Here is a 17,670-nt window from a genome sequence, read left to right on the forward strand (position 1 = left end):
AGAGCCAACAGGTTCTTGGTTAAAAACAACAAGCAAATAAGGAAAAGATAGAATGGCTAAGGGGCAATCTTTGCAAGATCCGTTCCTGAACGCATTGCGTCGTGAACGTGTTCCGGTTTCTATTTATTTGGTGAATGGTATTAAGCTGCAAGGCCAGATTGAGTCTTTTGACCAGTTTGTCATCCTGTTGAAAAACACGGTGAGCCAGATGGTTTATAAGCACGCTATCTCTACCGTTGTTCCGTCTCGCCCGGTATCGCACCACAGTAACAATCCGAGCGGCGGCACCAGTAATTACCATGGTAACAATCCATCTGCGCCGCAACAGACGCAGCAGGAAAGCGATGACGCTGAATAAAGCGCGTTGCAAGTCAACCATGACGGGGAACATAGGCAGCAAAGTGCTGTTTATGTCCCCCACACTCGCGGTTAGTGTCCGTTTGAGAGGTTGCACGCTTGTTTGACCGTTATGAAGCCGGTGAGCAGGCCGTACTGGTTCATATCTATTTCTCACAAGACAAAAATACAGAAGACCTTAATGAGTTCGAATCATTGGTGTCCTCTGCGGGTGTCGATGCTTTGCAAGTGGTAACTGGTAGCCGCAAAGCCCCTCATCCCAAGTATTTTGTTGGTGAAGGAAAGGCCGAAGAAATTGCAGATGCGGTGAAAGCCAGCGGCGCGTCTGTTGTCCTGTTTGATCACTCCCTTTCCCCTGCGCAGGAGAGAAATCTTGAGCGCCTATGTGAATGCCGGGTGATTGACCGCACCGGGTTGATTTTAGATATTTTTGCCCAGCGTGCCCGAACCCATGAAGGTAAGTTACAGGTGGAATTGGCGCAGTTGCGTCATATTGCTACACGCTTGGTTCGTGGCTGGACACACCTTGAACGACAAAAAGGGGGGATTGGCTTACGCGGACCGGGGGAAACCCAGCTAGAGACCGACCGTCGACTGTTACGCGATCGTATCAGCTTAATTCTGCGCCGCCTGGAGCGGGTAGAGAAGCAGCGTGAACAAGGAAGACGAGCGCGTACCCGTGCCGATGTACCAACCGTGTCGCTGGTGGGATACACCAACGCCGGTAAATCCACCCTGTTTAACCGTATTACGTCGGCTGATGTTTATGCAGCTGATCAGCTATTTGCTACCTTGGATCCCACCCTGCGACGTATTGATGTGGCAGATGTTGGCGATACCGTGTTGGCGGATACCGTAGGTTTTATCCGGCACTTGCCGCATGATCTGGTGGCTGCTTTTAAAGCGACACTCCAGGAAACGCGTCAGGCTTCTTTGCTGCTACATGTGATCGATGCTGCGGATCCTCGTCTTGATGAGAATATCGAAGCGGTAAATACCGTATTGGCAGAGATAGAGTCGGATGAGATACCTACACTGTTAGTCATGAACAAAATAGATATGCTGGACGATTTTGTTCCGCGTATCGATCGCAACGATGAAAATTTACCCATTCGCGTGTGGCTCTCGGCGGCTAGCGGGGAAGGTATCCCATTGTTGTATCAGGCGTTGACGGAGCGCTTATCGGGGGAAATCGCGCAACACGAGCTGCGCTTACCACCACAGGCAGGCCGTCTTCGTAGCCGTTTTTACCAGCTTCAGGCAATCGAGAAAGAATGGAATGAAGAGGACGGCAGTATTGGCATGGTCATTCGTATGCCGATCGTGGAGTGGCGTCGCCTCTGTAAGCAAGAACAGGAACTGATTAACTTTATCGTATGATCATATCCTGTTACATTTACTGCTTACCCAGCTGTCGTAAGACCTGGGTGTTAGCCTGAAGTACCCAATCACAGAATAATGGAGCTAAAACATGGCGTGGAATCAGCCCGGTAATAACGGACAGGACCGCGACCCGTGGGGGAGCAGCAATAATAATGGCGGCAACTCTGGCGGTAACAAAGGCGGTCGGGACCAAGGACCCCCTGATTTGGATGATATTTTCCGTAAGCTGAGCAAAAAACTGAGCAGCTTGGGCGGAGGTAAAGGCTCCAACGGCAATAACAGTGGCGGCACCGGGACTCCGGGGCCAGGCTTCAGCGGTCGTATTATCGGTATCGCTGCGGTTGCTGTGGTGGTTATCTGGGCCGCTAGCGGTTTCTACACCATCAAAGAAGCCGAACGTGGCGTAGTGACACGTTTTGGTAAGTTCAGCCATCTGGTGCAGCCAGGTCTGAACTGGAAACCCACCTTCATCGACGAAGTGCGCCCGGTTAACGTGGAATCTGTCCGCGAATTGGCGGCGTCCGGCGTGATGTTGACTTCCGATGAGAACGTGGTGCGCGTGGAAATGAACGTGCAATACCGCGTAACCAACCCGGAAGCTTATCTGTACAACGTGGTCAACGCTGACGATAGTCTGAGTCAGGCGACTGACAGTGCGCTGCGCGGCGTGATCGGCAAATACTCGATGGATCGCATCCTGACAGAAGGCCGTACCGTAGTGCGTAACGATACTCAGCGCACGTTGGAAGAGACAATCCGTCCTTACAACATGGGTATCACACTGCTGGACGTCAACTTCCAGGCTGCTCGTCCGCCGGAAGAAGTGAAGGCTTCATTTGATGACGCCATCGCTGCACGTGAAAACGAACAACAGTACATTCGGGAAGCAGAAGCCTACGCCAACGAAGTGCAACCACGCGCTAATGGTCAGGCGCAGCGTTTGCTGGAAGATTCCAAAGCCTATAAAGACCGTACCGTCCTGGAAGCTCAGGGTGAGGTTGCGCGCTTTGCTAAATTGTTGCCGGAATACAAATCTGCTCCTGAAATCACCCGTGAGCGTTTGTATATCGAAACGATGGAAAAAGTCCTGAGCCATACCCGTAAGGTGCTGGTGAGTGACAAAGGCAATAACTTGATGGTGTTACCGCTGGATCAAATGCTGCGCGGTTCTACTGCTGCAAGCACTGACAGCGGCAACAAAGACACCAGCCTGATTCGTCTCAACCCTGCACCGTCTACTAGCAGCGTTGGCAGTAAGCCAACTAGCAGTAGCTCGATCATGGACCAACGCCGGGCAAACGCGCAGCGTGACGACACCATTCGCGTAGGGAGAGAATAATCAATGCGTAAGTCTTTTATTGTTATCCTGATTGCCGTGCTGGTGGCGTTGTACGCTTCTTTGTTCGTGGTTCAGGAAGGTCAGCGTGGCATCGTACTGCGTTTCGGTAAGGTACTGCGTGACGGTGAGAACAAGCCATTGGTGTACGCACCAGGCCTGCATCTCAAGATCCCATTCATTGAGTCGGTGAAAATGCTGGATGCGCGTATCCAGACCATGGACAACCAAGCCGACCGCTTCGTAACTAGCGAGAAGAAAGACCTGATCGTCGATTCCTACCTGAAATGGCGTATCAGTGATTTCAGCCGCTACTACTTGGCAACCGGTGGTGGTGACGTTTCTCAGGCAGAAGTGCTGCTGAAACGTAAGTTCAGTGACCGTCTGCGTTCTGAGATTGGTCGTCTGGATGTGAAAGACATTGTTACCGACTCGCGCGGTAAGTTAATGTCTGACGTACGTGATGCGTTGAACACCGGTACCGTGGGCGAAGGTGAAGAAGTAGCAACCACCGAAGCCGATGACGCTATTGCCTCGGCAGCGGCGCGTGTTGAGCGTGAAACGACCGGCAAAAAACCACAGGTTAACCCGAACAGTATGGCTGCGTTGGGTATCGAAGTGATTGACGTGCGTATCAAGCAGATCAACCTGCCAGCTGAAGTTTCTGATGCAATTTACCAACGTATGCGTGCAGAACGTGAAGCCGTAGCTCGTCGTCTGCGTTCACAAGGTCAGGAAGAAGCCGAGAAGCTGCGTGCTAGCGCGGACTATGAAGTGACTCGTACCTTGGCAGAAGCAGAGCGTTCAGCGCGTATTACTCGCGGTGAAGGGGATGCCGAAGCGGCTAAACTGTTTGCTAACGCATTCAGCCAAGATCCAGACTTCTATGCCTTTATCCGTAGTCTGCGTGCTTATGAAAACAGCTTCCAGAGCAATCAAGACGTGATGGTACTTAGCCCGGATAGCGATTTCTTCCGCTATATGAAGTCGCCAAACACGACTAAGTAATTATTATCGGTAAGTTCTGAGGGCCCGTTTAATCCGCGGGCCTTTCCTTTTTTTGGGGTAAACATGAATTCAACGATCTGGCTGGCGTTGGGGTTGGTTTTAGTACTGGAAGGGCTGGGGCCGATGCTGTATCCACAAGCATGGCGCAAGATGATTCAGGCGATGAGTCAGTTGCCGGATGCAACGTTGCGACGCTTTGGTGGCGGACTAGTGGTGGCTGGCTGTGTGATCTACTATATGTTGAGTCATAATTCGGGCGGATAAATTATAGACCAAAAATTCCGCAAACCGGTACTAAAAGGGCTGGAAATCGTGAATTACGATGGTAGAATCCATTTTTAAGCAATCGGTGATTCTGAAAATGGGTAAAAACGTTGTCGTACTGGGCACCCAATGGGGTGACGAAGGTAAAGGCAAGGTCGTAGACCTGCTGACTGAACGGGCTCAATATGTTGTGCGCTACCAAGGTGGTCATAACGCTGGCCACACTCTGGTTATCAACGGTGAAAAAACCGTTCTTCATTTAATTCCCTCTGGCATTCTGCGTGCAAACGTCACTAGCATCATCGGCAACGGTGTGGTGCTGGCACCTGACGCATTGATGAAAGAGATGGGCGAACTTGAAGCGCGTGGCATCCCGGTACGCGAACGTCTGTTACTGTCCGAAGCTTGCCCACTGATCCTGCCTTACCACGTCGCGTTGGATAACGCGCGTGAGAAAGCGCGTGGTGCGAAAGCGATCGGGACTACCGGTCGTGGTATCGGCCCGGCTTACGAAGACAAAGTGGCTCGTCGCGGTCTGCGCGTGAGCGACCTGTTCGATAAAGAAACTTTCGCGGTCAAGCTGAAAGAAATCGTCGATTATCACAACTTCCAACTGGTTAACTACTACAAAGCCGAAGCGGTTGATTATCAGGCAACGCTGGACTATGTATTGTCCATCGCCGATATCTTGACAGGCATGGTCGTTGACGTTTCCGAACTGCTGGACGGCGCACGCAAGCGTGGCGATCTGATCATGTTCGAAGGCGCACAGGGTACGTTGCTGGATATCGACCACGGTACTTATCCGTATGTTACTTCTTCCAACACTACTGCGGGCGGCGTTGCGACCGGTTCTGGCATTGGCCCACGTTACGTGGACTATGTTCTGGGCATCGTGAAAGCCTACTCTACCCGTGTGGGGGCAGGTCCGTTCCCAACTGAACTGTTCGACGAAACTGGCGAATACCTGTGCAAACAAGGTAACGAATTCGGTGCAACTACCGGTCGTCGTCGTCGTACTGGTTGGTTGGATGCTGTCGCGGTACGCCGCGCGGTGCAGATCAACTCTCTGTCTGGCTTCTGCCTGACCAAGCTGGACGTATTGGACGGCTTGAAAGAAGTGAAAATCTGCGTCGGTTACCGTATGCCAGATGGCCGTGAAATGACGACCACCCCGCTGGCTGCAGAAGGTTGGGAAGGTATCGAGCCAATCTACGAAACTATGCCAGGTTGGAGCGAAACGACTTTCGGTGTGAAAGAACACAGCAAACTGCCACAAGCGGCGCTGAACTACATCGCACGCATCGAAGAGTTGACTGGTGTACCGGTAGACATTATCTCTACTGGCCCAGACCGCAGTGAAACTATGATCTTGCGCGATCCGTTCGACGCATAATCTCGTTCCATTGCACTAAAACGAACCGGGCACTGTCCCGGTTTGTTTTATCAAGAACAGTCAAAACTCCTTCCCAAACTCTCCGGCTAGTTTATTATCCAATAAGTCACCTTTTATATCAGACGAGTAACGTTGTGCAGTTAACGAGTTTTACCGATTACGGCCTGCGGGCATTGATCTACATGGCTTCATTGCCAGCGGGCAAGATGACCAGCATCTCGGAAGTTACCGAGGTCTATGGTGTGTCCCGCAACCATATGGTTAAAATAATCAATCAGTTGAGTCGTGTTGGTTTCGTCACTGCCGTGCGAGGTAAAAATGGCGGTATCCGGTTGGGTAAACCGGCGGAAACCATCCGCCTCGGCGATGTGGTACGCGAGCTGGAGCCACTCACACTGGTTAACTGTAGCAGTGATTTTTGCCACATCACCCCTGCCTGCCGTCTGAAACAGGTGCTCCAACAGGGCGTACAGAACTTTCTTGCAGAGCTGGACAAGTACACTTTGGCTGACATGGTTGAAGACAACTCGCCGCTCTACAAACTATTGCTTGTCGAATAAAGCGTTGCTGAGAAGACAAGACTCAGTGGCACCCCGCTGATGACAACGGAGGAACCGCAATGTCACAAGATCCATTCCTGGAACGCGAAGCAGAAAAATACGAATCCCCAATTCCTAGCCGTGAATTTATCTTGGCTCATCTGGCGAAACGAGAAACGCCAGCCAAACGTGAAGAGTTGGCACAAGAACTGGACCTGACCACCGAAGAACAACAAGAAGCGTTGCGTCGCCGCCTGCGTGCGATGGAGCGTGATGGGCAGTTGGTGTTTACTCGCCGCCAGTGTTACGCGTTGCCAGAACGTCTAGATCTGCTGCGTGGTACGGTCATCGGTCACCGTGATGGCTATGGCTTCCTGCGCGTGGAAGGCAGCAAAGACGATCTGTATCTTTCCGCCGAACAAATGAAAATGGCGATCCACGGTGACGTGGTGCTGGCGCAGCCGATGGGGGCCGATCGCAAAGGCCGTCGCGAAGCACGTATCGTGCGCGTATTGGTACCGAAAACCAGCCAAATTGTTGGGCGCTACTTTACCGATGCTGGCGCAGGCTTTGTGGTACCGGACGACAGTCGTCTGAGTTTCGACATCCTGATCCCTGCTGATTCCGTCAGCGGCGCACGAATGGGTTACATGGTGGTGGTCGAATTGACCCAACGCCCGACCCGTCGTACCAAAGCGGTCGGTAAGATCGTTGAAATTCTTGGCGATAAGATGGGGACAAGCATGGCGGTTGATATCGCGCTGCGCACCCATGAAATCCCGCATATTTGGCCACCGCAGGTAGAAAAACAGGTCGCCGACCTGAGCGAACAAGTGCCGGAAGAGGCCAAGAAAGGTCGTGTCGATCTACGTCAGCTACCGCTGGTGACTATCGATGGCGAAGATGCCCGTGACTTTGATGATGCCGTGTTCTGCGAGAAGAAACGTGGCGGCGGCTGGCGCTTGTGGGTCGCTATCGCCGATGTCAGTTACTATGTGCGCCCCCGCACCGCGCTGGATGACGAAGCGCGTAGCCGTGGGACTTCGGTCTACTTCCCGTCGCAAGTGGTACCGATGCTGCCGGAAGTACTGTCCAACGGCCTGTGCTCGCTAAACCCACAGGTTGATCGCCTGTGTATGGTGTGTGAGATGACTATCTCCGCGCAGGGGCGTCTGTCTTCGTACAAATTCTACGAAGCGGTGATGAGCTCTCACGCGCGACTGACCTACACCAAAGTGTGGCACATTCTGCAAGGCGATCAGGAACTGCGTGAGCATTACCATCCGCTGGTTAAACACCTGCAAGAACTGCACACCATGTACAAGGTGTTGGATCAGGCGCGCGCGGAACGTGGTGGTATTGCTTTTGAAACCGAAGAAGCCAAATTCATCTTCAACGCCGAACGCCGTATTGAGCGTGTCGAGCCAACGGTGCGTAACGATGCGCACAAGTTGATCGAAGAATGCATGATCATGGCGAACGTTGCCGCTGCTCGTTATGTTGAAAAATTTAATGAACCCGCGTTATTCCGCGTGCACGACCGCCCAAGTGACGATCATATCTCTGCGTTGCGCAGCGTGTTGAGTGAGTTAGGGTTGACCTTGGGTGGCGGTATGAAGCCGCAGCCGAAAGATTATTCGGTATTGATGGATGAAGTCGCTGATCGTCCCGATCGTGAAATGCTGCAAACTATGCTGCTGCGCTCAATGAAACAGGCGATTTACGATCCCGAAAACCGTGGTCACTTCGGCTTGGCACTGGCGGCTTATGGCCACTTTACCTCGCCGATCCGCCGTTACCCTGACTTGTCGCTGCACCGTGCTATCAAATACTTGTTAGCCAAAGAACACGGCCAACCGAAAGAGCGCTGGACGCCAACTGGCGGGTGGCATTACGATTTTGAAGAGATGCTGCAATTGGGCGAGCATTGCTCAATGACCGAACGCCGTGCCGATGAAGCAACGCGTAACGTCGCCGATTGGTTGAAGTGCGACTTCATGCAGGATCACGTCGGCGAAGTCTTTACCGGCATCATTGCCAGCGTGACCGGTTTCGGCTTCTTCGTGCGTTTGAACGATCTGTTCATCGACGGTCTGGTGCACGTATCAACGCTGGATAATGATTACTATCGCTACGATAATATCGGTCAGCGTTTGATCGGTGAGTCTTCCGGTATGGTTTATCGCTTGGGTGATGCGGTGGAAATTCGCGTCGAAGCGGTGCATATGGATGAGCGCAAGATCGACTTCGCGCTGGTTTCCAGCACCCGTAAACCTCGTGGTGAAGGTAAAACCGAGCGTGACCGTGCCAAACGCGGTAACAGTCGTGGCGGCGCAGCCAGTAACGGTAATGCTCGCAAGCGTCGCGGTGGTAAAGCACCGGCTAACTTTGAGCCAGATAGCGCTTTTCGTAAAAAAGATCCCGCTAAACCGGCAGACAAAGTGAAAAAAGACAACAAGGACAAAGCGAAGAAAAAGGTGTCTGAAAAGACCCGTAAAATCGCAGCAGCCACCAAAGCTAAACGAGCGACGAAGAAGAAAGGTGCGGAGCAGGCTTAACCTGACGTATCTATTACCTATCCCCGGCGGGTCTAGACCCGCCGTACAGCAAAAAGAGCATCATGAGCGAAATTATTTACGGCATTCACGCGGTCAAAGCCCTGTTAGATCGCGATCCACAACGCTTTTTGGAAGTGTTTATCCTCAAAGGGCGTGACGATCGTCGCCTGCAACCGCTGATCGCCGAGTTGGAAGCCACGGGCATCGTGATCCAAGTGGCGAACCGCCAATGGCTGGATGAGAAGGCCGAAGGTGCGGTGCATCAGGGTATTATCGCCAGGGTGCGCGAAGGGCGTCAGTATCAGGAAAACGATTTGCCAGCGCTGCTTGAAAGCGTTGCTACGCCATTCCTATTGGTATTGGACGGCGTAACCGATCCACACAACCTCGGTGCTTGCCTGCGTAGCGCCGATGCAGCCGGTGTTCATGCGGTGATCGTCCCGCGCGATCGTTCTGCCCAGTTGAACGCCACGGCGAAGAAAGTCGCCTGTGGCGCAGCTGAAAACGTGCCGTTGATTCGTGTGACTAACTTGGCGCGCACGCTGCGTTTGCTGCAAGAAATGAATGTGTGGATTGTCGGCACGGCGGGTGAGGCCGACCACACCTTGTATCAAAGCAAAATGACCGGCTCGATGGCGCTGGTCATGGGCGCAGAGGGTGAAGGTATGCGCCGTCTGACCCGCGAACACTGTGATGAACTGATCAGCATCCCGATGGCGGGTACGGTTTCATCACTCAACGTTTCTGTTGCGACCGGTATTTGCCTGTTCGAAGCGGTGCGTCAACGTAGTTAATTTTTATTCAGGGTACCGCCCGGTGCCCTGAAATATCTTTTCTTGTGATCTCACTGACGGCAGAAATCCTGTTGTTGACCATAATTATCTCTGATTCCGTAATCAGGGAGTATGTCGATGAACTGGAATACTCACACCGTTTTCAATCAGCCTAAACCCTTAGGCAACAGTAATCTTTTTCTTTCCGATACCCCACTGCGCGAAGCGGTGCAGCGCGAACAAGCGGGCTGGGATAGCGAAGTGCTCGCATCCCTTGGGCAGCAGCTGGGGACGCAAGAGTCGCTGGAGTTGGGGCGGCTTGCCAACGCCAATCCGCCGGAGCTGCTGCGTTATGACGCGACCGGGCAACGCTTGGATGACGTGCGCTTTCATCCCGCTTGGCACATTTTGATGCAAGGGCTGGTGGCTAACCGAGTACATAATTTGCCGTGGCAAGAAGAGTCGCGTATTGGCTCCTTTGCCGCTCGTGCAGCGCGTTTCGTGTTACATGCGCAGGTTGAAGCCGGTACCCTTTGCCCCATCACCATGACATTCGGCGCGATCCCGCTGCTACAACGTTCTTTGCCCAAAGAGTTTCATTCTTGGTTAACACCGCTGCTGTCTGATCGCTACGACGCCCATCTTTCACCCGGAGCACAAAAGCGTGGCTTACTGATCGGCATGGGGATGACGGAGAAACAGGGCGGTTCGGACGTATTGAGCAACACCACCACCGCGACGCCGATAGTCGGGCGGGGCGACGGTGAACAGTATCGGTTGGTGGGGCATAAGTGGTTTTTCTCAGTCCCGCAAAGCGATGCGCACTTGGTACTGGCGCAAACCGACGGTGGGTTATCTTGCTTCTTCCTACCGCGTATTTTACCGGACGGCACGCGCAATGCGGTTCGACTGGAGCGTTTAAAAGATAAACTGGGCAATCGCTCTAACGCTAGCAGCGAAGTGGAGTTTCAAGATGCTAGCGCTTGGCTGCTGGGTGACGAAGGCGACGGTGTGCGACAAATCCTCAAGATGGGCGGTTTGACGCGCTTTGATTGTGCCCTCGGCAGTCATGGCCTGATGCGTCGTGGTCTGTCTGTCGCGCTCTACCATGCCATGCAACGGCAGGCATTTGGTAAAACGCTGATTGAACAACCGCTGATGCGTCAGGTATTAGCGCGTATGGCACTGCGTTTGGAAGGGCATACTGCGTTGCTGTTCCGCTTAGCGCGAGCCTGGGAGGGAAACCATAGCGAGGGTGAACGGGTTTACAGCCGCTTGCTGACTCCTGCGGCCAAATACAGCATTTGTCGTCAAGGCGCCCCTTTTATCGCCGAAGCGATGGAGGTCTTGGGGGGTATAGGTTATTGCGAAGACAGCGAGCTGCCGCGCTTATATCGGGAAGTACCAGTCAACAGCATCTGGGAAGGTTCGGGCAACATCATGTGTTTGGATGTCCTGCGCACATTGCACAAATTACCGGGAGCGATGGAATTGTTACAGCATGAACTGCAACCGGTGCGTGGCCAGAATCGGTTGTTCGATCACGCTTGGCGACAATGGCAACAGCGGATGCGCCAACCGCACGAGGAAATGGGACGGTTATTAACTCAACAATTGTTTGATTTGTGTTGTGCGGCGCAACTGTTGCAATATGCCAGTCCGCCGATTGCCGAAGCTTGGTGTCATCTGACTCTGGATCACCGTGGTGAAAGCGTTTTCTCTGAGGCGGTATGCGATACTTTGTTGAATCGCGCTATTGGCGACTAGGGAAAATAGTGGCGCTAGTGCGAAAAAACCTTTTTAATTCAGCACGTACCCCGTAAGGGAATTCAAACTCTAACCTGGATAAACACGACATGGATATTCTCAGTGCATTGACGGCATTCGCCTCTTATTTCTTCAGTGGCTTCGCCATGATTCTGGTGTTTCTGTTTGTCTATACCCGCATCACTGCACATGACGAGTGGGCGTTGATTAAGGCCGACAACCATTCTGCCGCCTTCGCTTTTGTTGGTGCTTGCCTTGGATATGTGATCCCATTGGCTAGCGCGGCGATTAACTCGATCAGTCTGCTGGATTATCTGCTGTGGGGCGTGGTGGCGTTGGTGGTACAGCTACTGCTGTTTACCGTTGTGAAGCTCTATATGCCGCGCATTAGCGATAAAATCGAATCCAACCATTTAGCCGCTGGGATTTTCCTCGGAGGCGTTTCCATCAGCGGTGGCGTGTTGAATGCGGCCTGCATGAGCTATTAAAGATAAAGTATTGCCGAGGCGCGCCAGCCGGGCTGATGTGCCTGTTCTTCCATCCACAATATGCGGTAATAGCTGGCACCGTGTTCATCGGCTTTGCGGGCGATAACCTGTTCTACTTCTTGAGGACAGGTAGGTAAGTCATTGAGCGTAATCTCTGCGATTTCACTGAGCGGCGTTACGCGATCGGCGGGTGCCAATTCTGCTGATTGGGCGCTGGTACTGAGCAATCCCACAGAGAGCAAGAGGGAGGTGAGCACGGCGGAGCGTTTCATGGCGTTCCCCTTCGTCAGATCCTGATTGGAAAGCCGCAAAATGCGGCATGCTGATCTTCAGTGTGCAATAACCAACGTAAACCAGTACCAAACCAATGTAAATTTGCTTAAAAATTCGTGGATTAACGATACAGGATCGCCTGCGAATACCATTGGCCGGGAATAACCGTCTCGCTATTCATAATAATCATGTAATAGCGTGCGCCACTGGCTGTGGCTTTTCTCTGGATCTCGGCTTCTACATCCATCGGGCTGCCGCGTGCCCAAGCGCTGGTGGTCGCCAGTTTTTCTAGACCATAGGTTTGTGCGCGCGTGATTTCTTGCGCTTTACCGACAATCGGCGCGGGTGGCGGTTGTGGCGTGGTTTGCAGAGCGCTACACCCAGCAAGTAGGGCTGTCAGGGCAATGGCGCTGACGCTACGGGCTAATTTCATCATGACCTCGGAAAGTCCGCTCGAATCTTTTCAGTGTAACGCAATAATTCGCCAGCATTTAAACATATAAAGTGGAACAAATTGAGCTAAGACTTTTGGCGAGTCTTTGTCATGATGGGGCAAAGTGATGGGAATGGGGAACGACGGATGATTGAAATCTATGACGAGTGGGTAGGTGATATCGCGGTGATCCATGCGGTGCCAGCAGGGCAGCATGACAAACCGTTACCGACGATATTCTTCTATCACGGTTATACCTCTTCGAAGGAGGTATACGCCTATTTTGCTTATTCACTGGCGAAAGCCGGATTTCGCGTGGTTTTACCCGATGCTCCGATGCATGGCGAACGTTTTGATGGTAACGATCAGCGGCGGTTAGCGAGCTTTTGGGAGATCCTACAACGCAATATCGATGAGCTGCCGGCTATCAAGGAGCGTTTCCAACAACGTGGTTTAATCGCCGACGAGCGTATTGGCGTGGCTGGTGCTTCAATGGGCGGTATGACGACATTAGGCGCCATGACGCGTTACCCGTGGATTAAGGCGGCGGCAAGCCTGATGGGCGCGGGATATTTCACCAGTTTGGCTGAAACGCTCTTTCCGCCATTAGACGAACAAGGCAAACCTTTAGATACGGCGAGTTTTTCCGAGCGTATCGCGCCATTGGCTGATTACGCGGTCGAGAACCAGTTGGAAAGGTTCGCCAAGCGGCCATTGTTGTTGTGGCATGGCGACGCCGACGACGTAGTACCTGCAACGCAAAGCCAGCGCCTAGCCAGTGAACTGCGCCAGCATGACTTAGATAACTCACTGACTTTCTTCACCGAACCGGGAGTTAAACACCGCATCACGCCATTGGCGTTGTCCAGCACTTCTGAATTTTTCCAACGTTCGCTGTGAAAAAAAAGCCCCCTGAAAACTCAGGGGGCGGGTACGACTTCACCATTCTTAACTACCGCTTTTTAACACGGCTCATTTCCCTGGTGTCGCGGGTTTATTTGTACAAAACCGCAGTGACATGGGTGTTATTGGTGCTGCCTGGCTCATGCAGAGCGATGATGCGATAGGCGGTTGCGCCATGTTTATCAGCAATTTGGTTGACTGTGCTCACCGCATCATCTGGTGAAACAAAGTTTTGAGTCAAAGAGACGGTTCTGATGCTTTGGCGCTGCGTAGCCTGATCGGCATTGATTTCGGTGGCCGCCATCACGTTGGCAGAAAACAGTAAAGCGGCGGCGGTAGCGATGGTAATGCGTTTCATAATTGCCTCACTTAACCTTTTGCTTCAACGGCCTGACAGCTGGAGCCAATCAAGCAAAAAGTTATTTATTTGCATTGAATAAGTTTTAAGTCTTTCCACCGCGCTGTCTGCGGCGTATGACAGTAATTCTAGCCTCTCTGGTAAGATTAAAAAGTAGGCATGATTGAAGGTTTAATTCAAAAAAAATGACAAAGATTTACCTATCAATGATGATTTCATTGAAAGATTTTTCAAACTAATGGATCTGCGTACATAGTTTCGCTAGGTAACAAATCGTGCTATTTCCGTTGCTGGTGCACACTCCGATAATAAATCCCACTCATACCTTGAGTTTCCCACGCCACGCCAGTATGATTACGCGTCATTTTTCAGCCGTACAAAAATCACGTTCCTTGCTTCCATGGGCCACGGCTGACCCTGACAGGAGGCTGAATAATCCGTAAGGAGCAATTCGATGCGTCATTACGAAATCGTTTTTATGGTCCATCCTGACCAAAGCGAACAGGTTCCGGGCATGATCGAGCGTTACAGTGCTGTAATCACTAACGCTGCGGGTCAGATTCACCGTCTGGAAGACTGGGGCCGCCGTCAGCTGGCTTATCCGATCAACAAACTGCACAAAGCTCACTACGTTCTGCTGAACGTTGAAGCTCCGCAGGAAGCGATCGATGAGCTGGAAACTAACTTCCGCTTCAACGACGCCGTTATCCGCAACATGGTTATGCGCGTTAAGCACGCGGTAACTGAAGCATCTCCAATGGTTAAAGCTAAAGATGAACGTCGTGGCGATCGCCGTGATGACTTCGCAGCCGAAACCGCTGATGAAGATGCTGGGGATTCTGAAGAGTAATCGCCGTCGTGACGGCTAATCGCTTAGTGTTGTCTGGCACAGTGTGCAAGACGCCGGTGCGAAAAGTGAGTCCTTCCGGGATACCCCACTGTCAATTTGTGCTTGAGCACAGATCAACCCAGATGGAAGCCGGATTCAGCAGACAAGCATGGTGCCGAATGCCCATAGTAGTCAGCGGACAACAGTCACAAGCTTTAACTCAAAGATTAACGGTCGGCAGTCAGGTCCGCGTACAAGGTTTTGTTAGCAGCCATCAAGGGCGTAACGGACTGAGTAAATTGGTACTGCATGCCGAGCAGATTGAATTGATAGATTCTGGAGACTAGCCAAATGGCACGTTATTTCCGTCGTCGCAAGTTCTGCCGTTTCACCGCGGAAGGCGTTCAAGAGATTGACTATAAAGACATCGCTACGCTGAAAAACTACATCACTGAAAGTGGTAAAATTGTCCCGAGCCGTATTACCGGTACTCGTGCCAAATATCAGCGCCAGCTGGCCCGTGCTATCAAGCGCGCGCGCTACCTGTCTTTGTTGCCGTACACTGATCGTCATCAGTAATCGGCCACTGTCCATTAACGACTTTGAGAGGATAAGGTAATGCAAGTTATTCTGCTTGATAAAGTAGCAAACCTGGGCAGCCTGGGTGATCAAGTTAGCGTTAAAGCGGGCTATGCCCGTAACTTCCTGGTACCACAGGGCAAAGCTGTTCCTGCTACCAAGAAAAACGTAGAGTTCTTCGAAGCACGCCGTGCTGAACTGGAAGCCAAATTGGCTGACGTTCTGGCTGCTGCTGAAGCTCGCGCAACTAAGATCAACGAACTGGGTTCAGTCACCATCGCGTCTAAATCAGGCGACGAAGGTAAACTGTTCGGCTCTATCGGTACTCGCGACATCGCTGACGCAGTGACTGCGGCAGGTGTTGAAGTTGCCAAGAGCGAAGTTCGTCTGCCGAATGGCGTTCTGCGTACCACTGGTGAGCACGAAGTGCACTTCCAGGTACACAGCGACGTGTTCGCACAGCTGAATGTAGTTGTGGTTGCAGAAGCTTAATCGCTCTTGTAATCCGGTTAAAACGCCAGCCTTGTGCTGGCGTTTTGCTTTTCTGCGCCAGTGAAAACGCGTTACTCTTTGAATAAAGTTCAAGGAGAGGAAAATGGCCGAAATTCATTTACAGCGTGTTTATGATTTTACCGCCCCGGCGGCGGAACACTGTTATCTGACCGATAGGCTTTGGCCGCGCGGCGTCAGTAAACAGCGCTTGGAAGGGGTGCAATGGCTGAAAGAAGTTGCGCCGGATAATGCGTTACGGCAGTGGTTTCACCAGCATACCGACCAATGGGATGAGTTTGTCTTGCGTTACCGTGAGCAACTGGCTGAAAACGACGCTTGGCAGCCGCTGTTGAGGTTATTGCAACAAGGGCAGTCGTTGACCTTGCTATACGGCAGCAGAGACACACAGCACAACCAGAGCGTTGTACTGCGTGACTTTCTTTTAGCGAAATTAAAGCATTAAGGCGCGCGACGATAACTGCCGTCAGCCTGACGATAGAACGTGACCTGACTACCGTTGGCAGTGATGACAGAAAGCGCGCTGATGGTGCCATTAGCACTGCGTTCAATACGAACTTCCTGCCCGGCTTTCAAGTTGCTAAGTGGTTTGTTGCTACCTTCCACCTGTGCCATGGCAAATACTTCATTGACCGGTAGATTATTGTCGCGGAACAGCTGCGCCAACGTTTGACCCGGTTGGATCTGATAGCGTTGCCCATTGGTGTTTTGCTGTTGTGCTGGAGCATTATCTTGCCACTCAGCTTGTAACGGCGCACCGTTATCTTGGGCGGAGGCAGAAGGCTGGCGCGAATCGTCAGAATAGGGCCACAGCAGTGCCAACAATAAAGTTACCCCAAAAATAATCACCCATCGGCGATGTAAATAGGGCAGCGGCTCCATCCAATCGAAACTGTCCGGCAGATGCCAGATTTTCAGCAATAATACTTTGATTCCTTGTCCTTTATCTTTTTTCGGCGGTTGCGGTTCTTCCGATGTTTCCGGCATTTCCGTTGAGTCTGGGGTTGATCCAGGTTTCAGGCGCTCGCTGAAATTCAGCCAGGTACGTAGCAATGGCTGGTAGATGCGGGTGGTTTTCCTTCTCCTGGGCGCGATTCTGCCCATGATGACCTCTCTTCAACTGCTTAAAGTGCCACGGTGTGTTAACTAAAGGTTATTGTTTCTTTTTCTGCGGCAAAAGTCATCATTATCCATACAAGATTTTACCCAGCTTTCCGGCGCTGTTATGCTGCGCTCTCGACTTTTTAATGACGAAAGGAATACCCCATGACAACCCCTTCTTTTGATAGCGTTGAAGCGCAAGCAAGTTACGGGATTGGTTTACAGGTTGGACAGCAACTGCAAGAGTCTGGTCTGGAAGGTTTGCTACCGGAGGCTTTGCTGGCAGGTTTGCGTGACGCGCTGGAAGGGAATGCCCCGGAGGTACCCGTAGATGTGGTGCACCGTGCGCTGCGTGAGATCCACGAACGTGCGGATGCCGTGCGTCTTGAGCGTCAGAAGGCGATGGCAGTTGAAGGCCAGCAGTTCCTGGAAGAGAACGCCAAGCGTGATGAAGTGACTCTGACCGAGTCTGGTCTGCAATTCTCCGTACTGGAGGAAGGTAATGGCACGATCCCATCTCGTCAGGATCGTGTGCGCGTGCATTACACCGGCCGTTTGATCAACGGTGATGTGTTTGATAGCTCAGTAGAGCGCGGCCAGCCAGCAGAGTTCCCGGTCAGCGGCGTGATCCCAGGTTGGATCGAAGCGCTGACTCTGATGCCTGTTGGCTCCAAATGGCAGCTGTATATCCCGCACAACCTGGCCTATGGCGAGCGTGGTGCTGGTGCATCCATCCCGCCATTCAGCGCGTTGGTGTTTGACGTCGAGTTGCTGGAAATTCTGTAAGTCTCAGGTTTTCGAATTTTAGGGCACCA

The 17,670-nt window shown here is 52.2% G+C and carries 22 protein-coding genes; 18 read left to right on the top strand and 4 right to left on the bottom strand.

Annotated features, from left to right (window positions below; all coding sequences use genetic code 11):
* The first annotated feature begins 52 nt into the window (after window positions 1-52).
* The 11 genes from hfq (at window position 53) to AC3ISQ_RS01900 (ending at window position 11,869) form a co-directional block, all read left to right on the top strand.
* Window positions 53-358 carry an RNA chaperone Hfq gene (gene hfq / locus AC3ISQ_RS01850; RefSeq protein ID WP_489350288.1) on the top strand — a complete coding sequence of 102 codons (306 nt, stop codon included), beginning with the start codon at window positions 53-55 and terminating at the stop codon, window positions 356-358.
* 98 nt (window positions 359-456) lie between these two features.
* Window positions 457-1,737, top strand: a complete 1,281-nt coding sequence (gene hflX / locus AC3ISQ_RS01855) for a ribosome rescue GTPase HflX (protein ID WP_489350289.1) — start codon at window positions 457-459, stop codon at window positions 1,735-1,737.
* Window positions 1,738-1,828: 91 nt separating this feature from the next.
* Window positions 1,829-3,079, top strand: a complete 1,251-nt coding sequence (gene hflK / locus AC3ISQ_RS01860; RefSeq protein ID WP_489350290.1) for an FtsH protease activity modulator HflK — start codon at window positions 1,829-1,831, stop codon at window positions 3,077-3,079.
* Between the two features lie 3 nt (window positions 3,080-3,082).
* Window positions 3,083-4,084: a protease modulator HflC gene (gene hflC / locus AC3ISQ_RS01865; RefSeq protein ID WP_489350291.1), complete on the top strand. Its 1,002-nt coding sequence runs from the start codon at window positions 3,083-3,085 to the stop codon at window positions 4,082-4,084.
* A 63-nt stretch (window positions 4,085-4,147) separates the two neighbouring features.
* Entirely contained in the window at window positions 4,148-4,348 is a 201-nt protein-coding gene (locus tag AC3ISQ_RS01870) for a DUF2065 domain-containing protein (protein WP_489350292.1), read from the top strand.
* Between the two features lie 97 nt (window positions 4,349-4,445).
* Window positions 4,446-5,744 carry an adenylosuccinate synthase gene (locus tag AC3ISQ_RS01875; protein WP_489353087.1) on the top strand — a complete coding sequence of 433 codons (1,299 nt, stop codon included), beginning with the start codon at window positions 4,446-4,448 and terminating at the stop codon, window positions 5,742-5,744.
* Window positions 5,745-5,878: 134 nt separating this feature from the next.
* Window positions 5,879-6,304, top strand: coding sequence for a nitric oxide-sensing transcriptional repressor NsrR (gene nsrR, locus AC3ISQ_RS01880; RefSeq protein WP_489350293.1), 426 nt, complete (start codon window positions 5,879-5,881; stop codon window positions 6,302-6,304).
* A gap of 59 nt (window positions 6,305-6,363) precedes the next feature.
* Entirely contained in the window at window positions 6,364-8,841 is a 2,478-nt protein-coding gene (gene rnr / locus AC3ISQ_RS01885; protein ID WP_489350294.1) for a ribonuclease R, read from the top strand.
* A gap of 62 nt (window positions 8,842-8,903) precedes the next feature.
* The gene (rlmB, locus tag AC3ISQ_RS01890) at window positions 8,904-9,635 is read left to right on the top strand and encodes a 23S rRNA (guanosine(2251)-2'-O)-methyltransferase RlmB (protein WP_489350295.1); all 732 of its coding nucleotides are present in this window, start codon (window positions 8,904-8,906) and stop codon (window positions 9,633-9,635) included.
* Window positions 9,636-9,752: 117 nt separating this feature from the next.
* Entirely contained in the window at window positions 9,753-11,381 is a 1,629-nt protein-coding gene (locus AC3ISQ_RS01895; RefSeq protein WP_489350296.1) for an isovaleryl-CoA dehydrogenase, read from the top strand.
* Window positions 11,382-11,470: 89 nt separating this feature from the next.
* Window positions 11,471-11,869: a DUF350 domain-containing protein gene (locus tag AC3ISQ_RS01900; RefSeq protein ID WP_489350297.1), complete on the top strand. Its 399-nt coding sequence runs from the start codon at window positions 11,471-11,473 to the stop codon at window positions 11,867-11,869.
* Here AC3ISQ_RS01900 and AC3ISQ_RS01905 read toward each other — a convergent pair.
* Complete coding sequence (locus AC3ISQ_RS01905; RefSeq protein WP_489350298.1) at window positions 11,866-12,141, bottom strand: YdgH/BhsA/McbA family protein; 276 nt, start codon at window positions 12,139-12,141, stop codon at window positions 11,866-11,868. The genes AC3ISQ_RS01900 and AC3ISQ_RS01905 overlap by 4 nt on opposite strands.
* Window positions 12,142-12,263: 122 nt before the next feature.
* On the bottom strand, window positions 12,264-12,575 hold the full coding sequence (gene bsmA / locus AC3ISQ_RS01910) for a biofilm peroxide resistance protein BsmA (protein ID WP_489353089.1): 312 nt from the start codon (window positions 12,573-12,575) through the stop codon (window positions 12,264-12,266).
* 147 nt (window positions 12,576-12,722) lie between these two features.
* Between bsmA and yjfP the strand changes: the two genes are divergently transcribed.
* Entirely contained in the window at window positions 12,723-13,475 is a 753-nt protein-coding gene (yjfP, locus tag AC3ISQ_RS01915; protein ID WP_489350299.1) for an esterase, read from the top strand.
* Window positions 13,476-13,569: 94 nt separating this feature from the next.
* Here yjfP and AC3ISQ_RS01920 read toward each other — a convergent pair whose 3' ends face one another.
* Window positions 13,570-13,836 carry a YdgH/BhsA/McbA family protein gene (locus AC3ISQ_RS01920; RefSeq protein WP_489350300.1) on the bottom strand — a complete coding sequence of 89 codons (267 nt, stop codon included), beginning with the start codon at window positions 13,834-13,836 and terminating at the stop codon, window positions 13,570-13,572.
* 454 nt (window positions 13,837-14,290) lie between these two features.
* Here AC3ISQ_RS01920 and rpsF point away from each other — a divergent pair, with 454 nt between their 5' ends.
* The 5 genes from rpsF (at window position 14,291) to AC3ISQ_RS01945 (ending at window position 16,199) form a co-directional block, all read left to right on the top strand.
* The gene (gene rpsF, locus AC3ISQ_RS01925) at window positions 14,291-14,686 is read left to right on the top strand and encodes a 30S ribosomal protein S6 (RefSeq protein ID WP_489350301.1); all 396 of its coding nucleotides are present in this window, start codon (window positions 14,291-14,293) and stop codon (window positions 14,684-14,686) included.
* An 8-nt stretch (window positions 14,687-14,694) separates the two neighbouring features.
* A complete protein-coding gene (gene priB, locus AC3ISQ_RS01930) occupies window positions 14,695-15,012 on the top strand; it encodes a primosomal replication protein N (protein WP_489350302.1) in 318 nt (105 codons plus the stop codon).
* A 4-nt stretch (window positions 15,013-15,016) separates the two neighbouring features.
* A complete protein-coding gene (gene rpsR, locus AC3ISQ_RS01935) occupies window positions 15,017-15,244 on the top strand; it encodes a 30S ribosomal protein S18 (RefSeq protein WP_000135199.1) in 228 nt (75 codons plus the stop codon).
* Window positions 15,245-15,283: 39 nt separating this feature from the next.
* Window positions 15,284-15,736: a 50S ribosomal protein L9 gene (rplI, locus tag AC3ISQ_RS01940; RefSeq protein WP_076943051.1), complete on the top strand. Its 453-nt coding sequence runs from the start codon at window positions 15,284-15,286 to the stop codon at window positions 15,734-15,736.
* Between the two features lie 103 nt (window positions 15,737-15,839).
* A complete protein-coding gene (locus AC3ISQ_RS01945; RefSeq protein WP_489350303.1) occupies window positions 15,840-16,199 on the top strand; it encodes a DUF488 domain-containing protein in 360 nt (119 codons plus the stop codon).
* Here AC3ISQ_RS01945 and AC3ISQ_RS01950 read toward each other — a convergent pair.
* On the bottom strand, window positions 16,196-16,858 hold the full coding sequence (locus AC3ISQ_RS01950) for an OapA family protein (protein WP_489350304.1): 663 nt from the start codon (window positions 16,856-16,858) through the stop codon (window positions 16,196-16,198). The two genes, AC3ISQ_RS01945 and AC3ISQ_RS01950, sit on opposite strands and share 4 nt — an antisense overlap.
* Window positions 16,859-17,020: 162 nt before the next feature.
* Here AC3ISQ_RS01950 and bamJ point away from each other — a divergent pair, with 162 nt between their 5' ends.
* Complete coding sequence (bamJ, locus tag AC3ISQ_RS01955; protein ID WP_489350305.1) at window positions 17,021-17,641, top strand: BamJ family beta-barrel-assembly machinery protein; 621 nt, start codon at window positions 17,021-17,023, stop codon at window positions 17,639-17,641.
* The last annotated feature ends 29 nt before the right edge of the window (window positions 17,642-17,670 follow it).

The organism is Serratia sp. KH_031 (assembly GCF_057839655.1).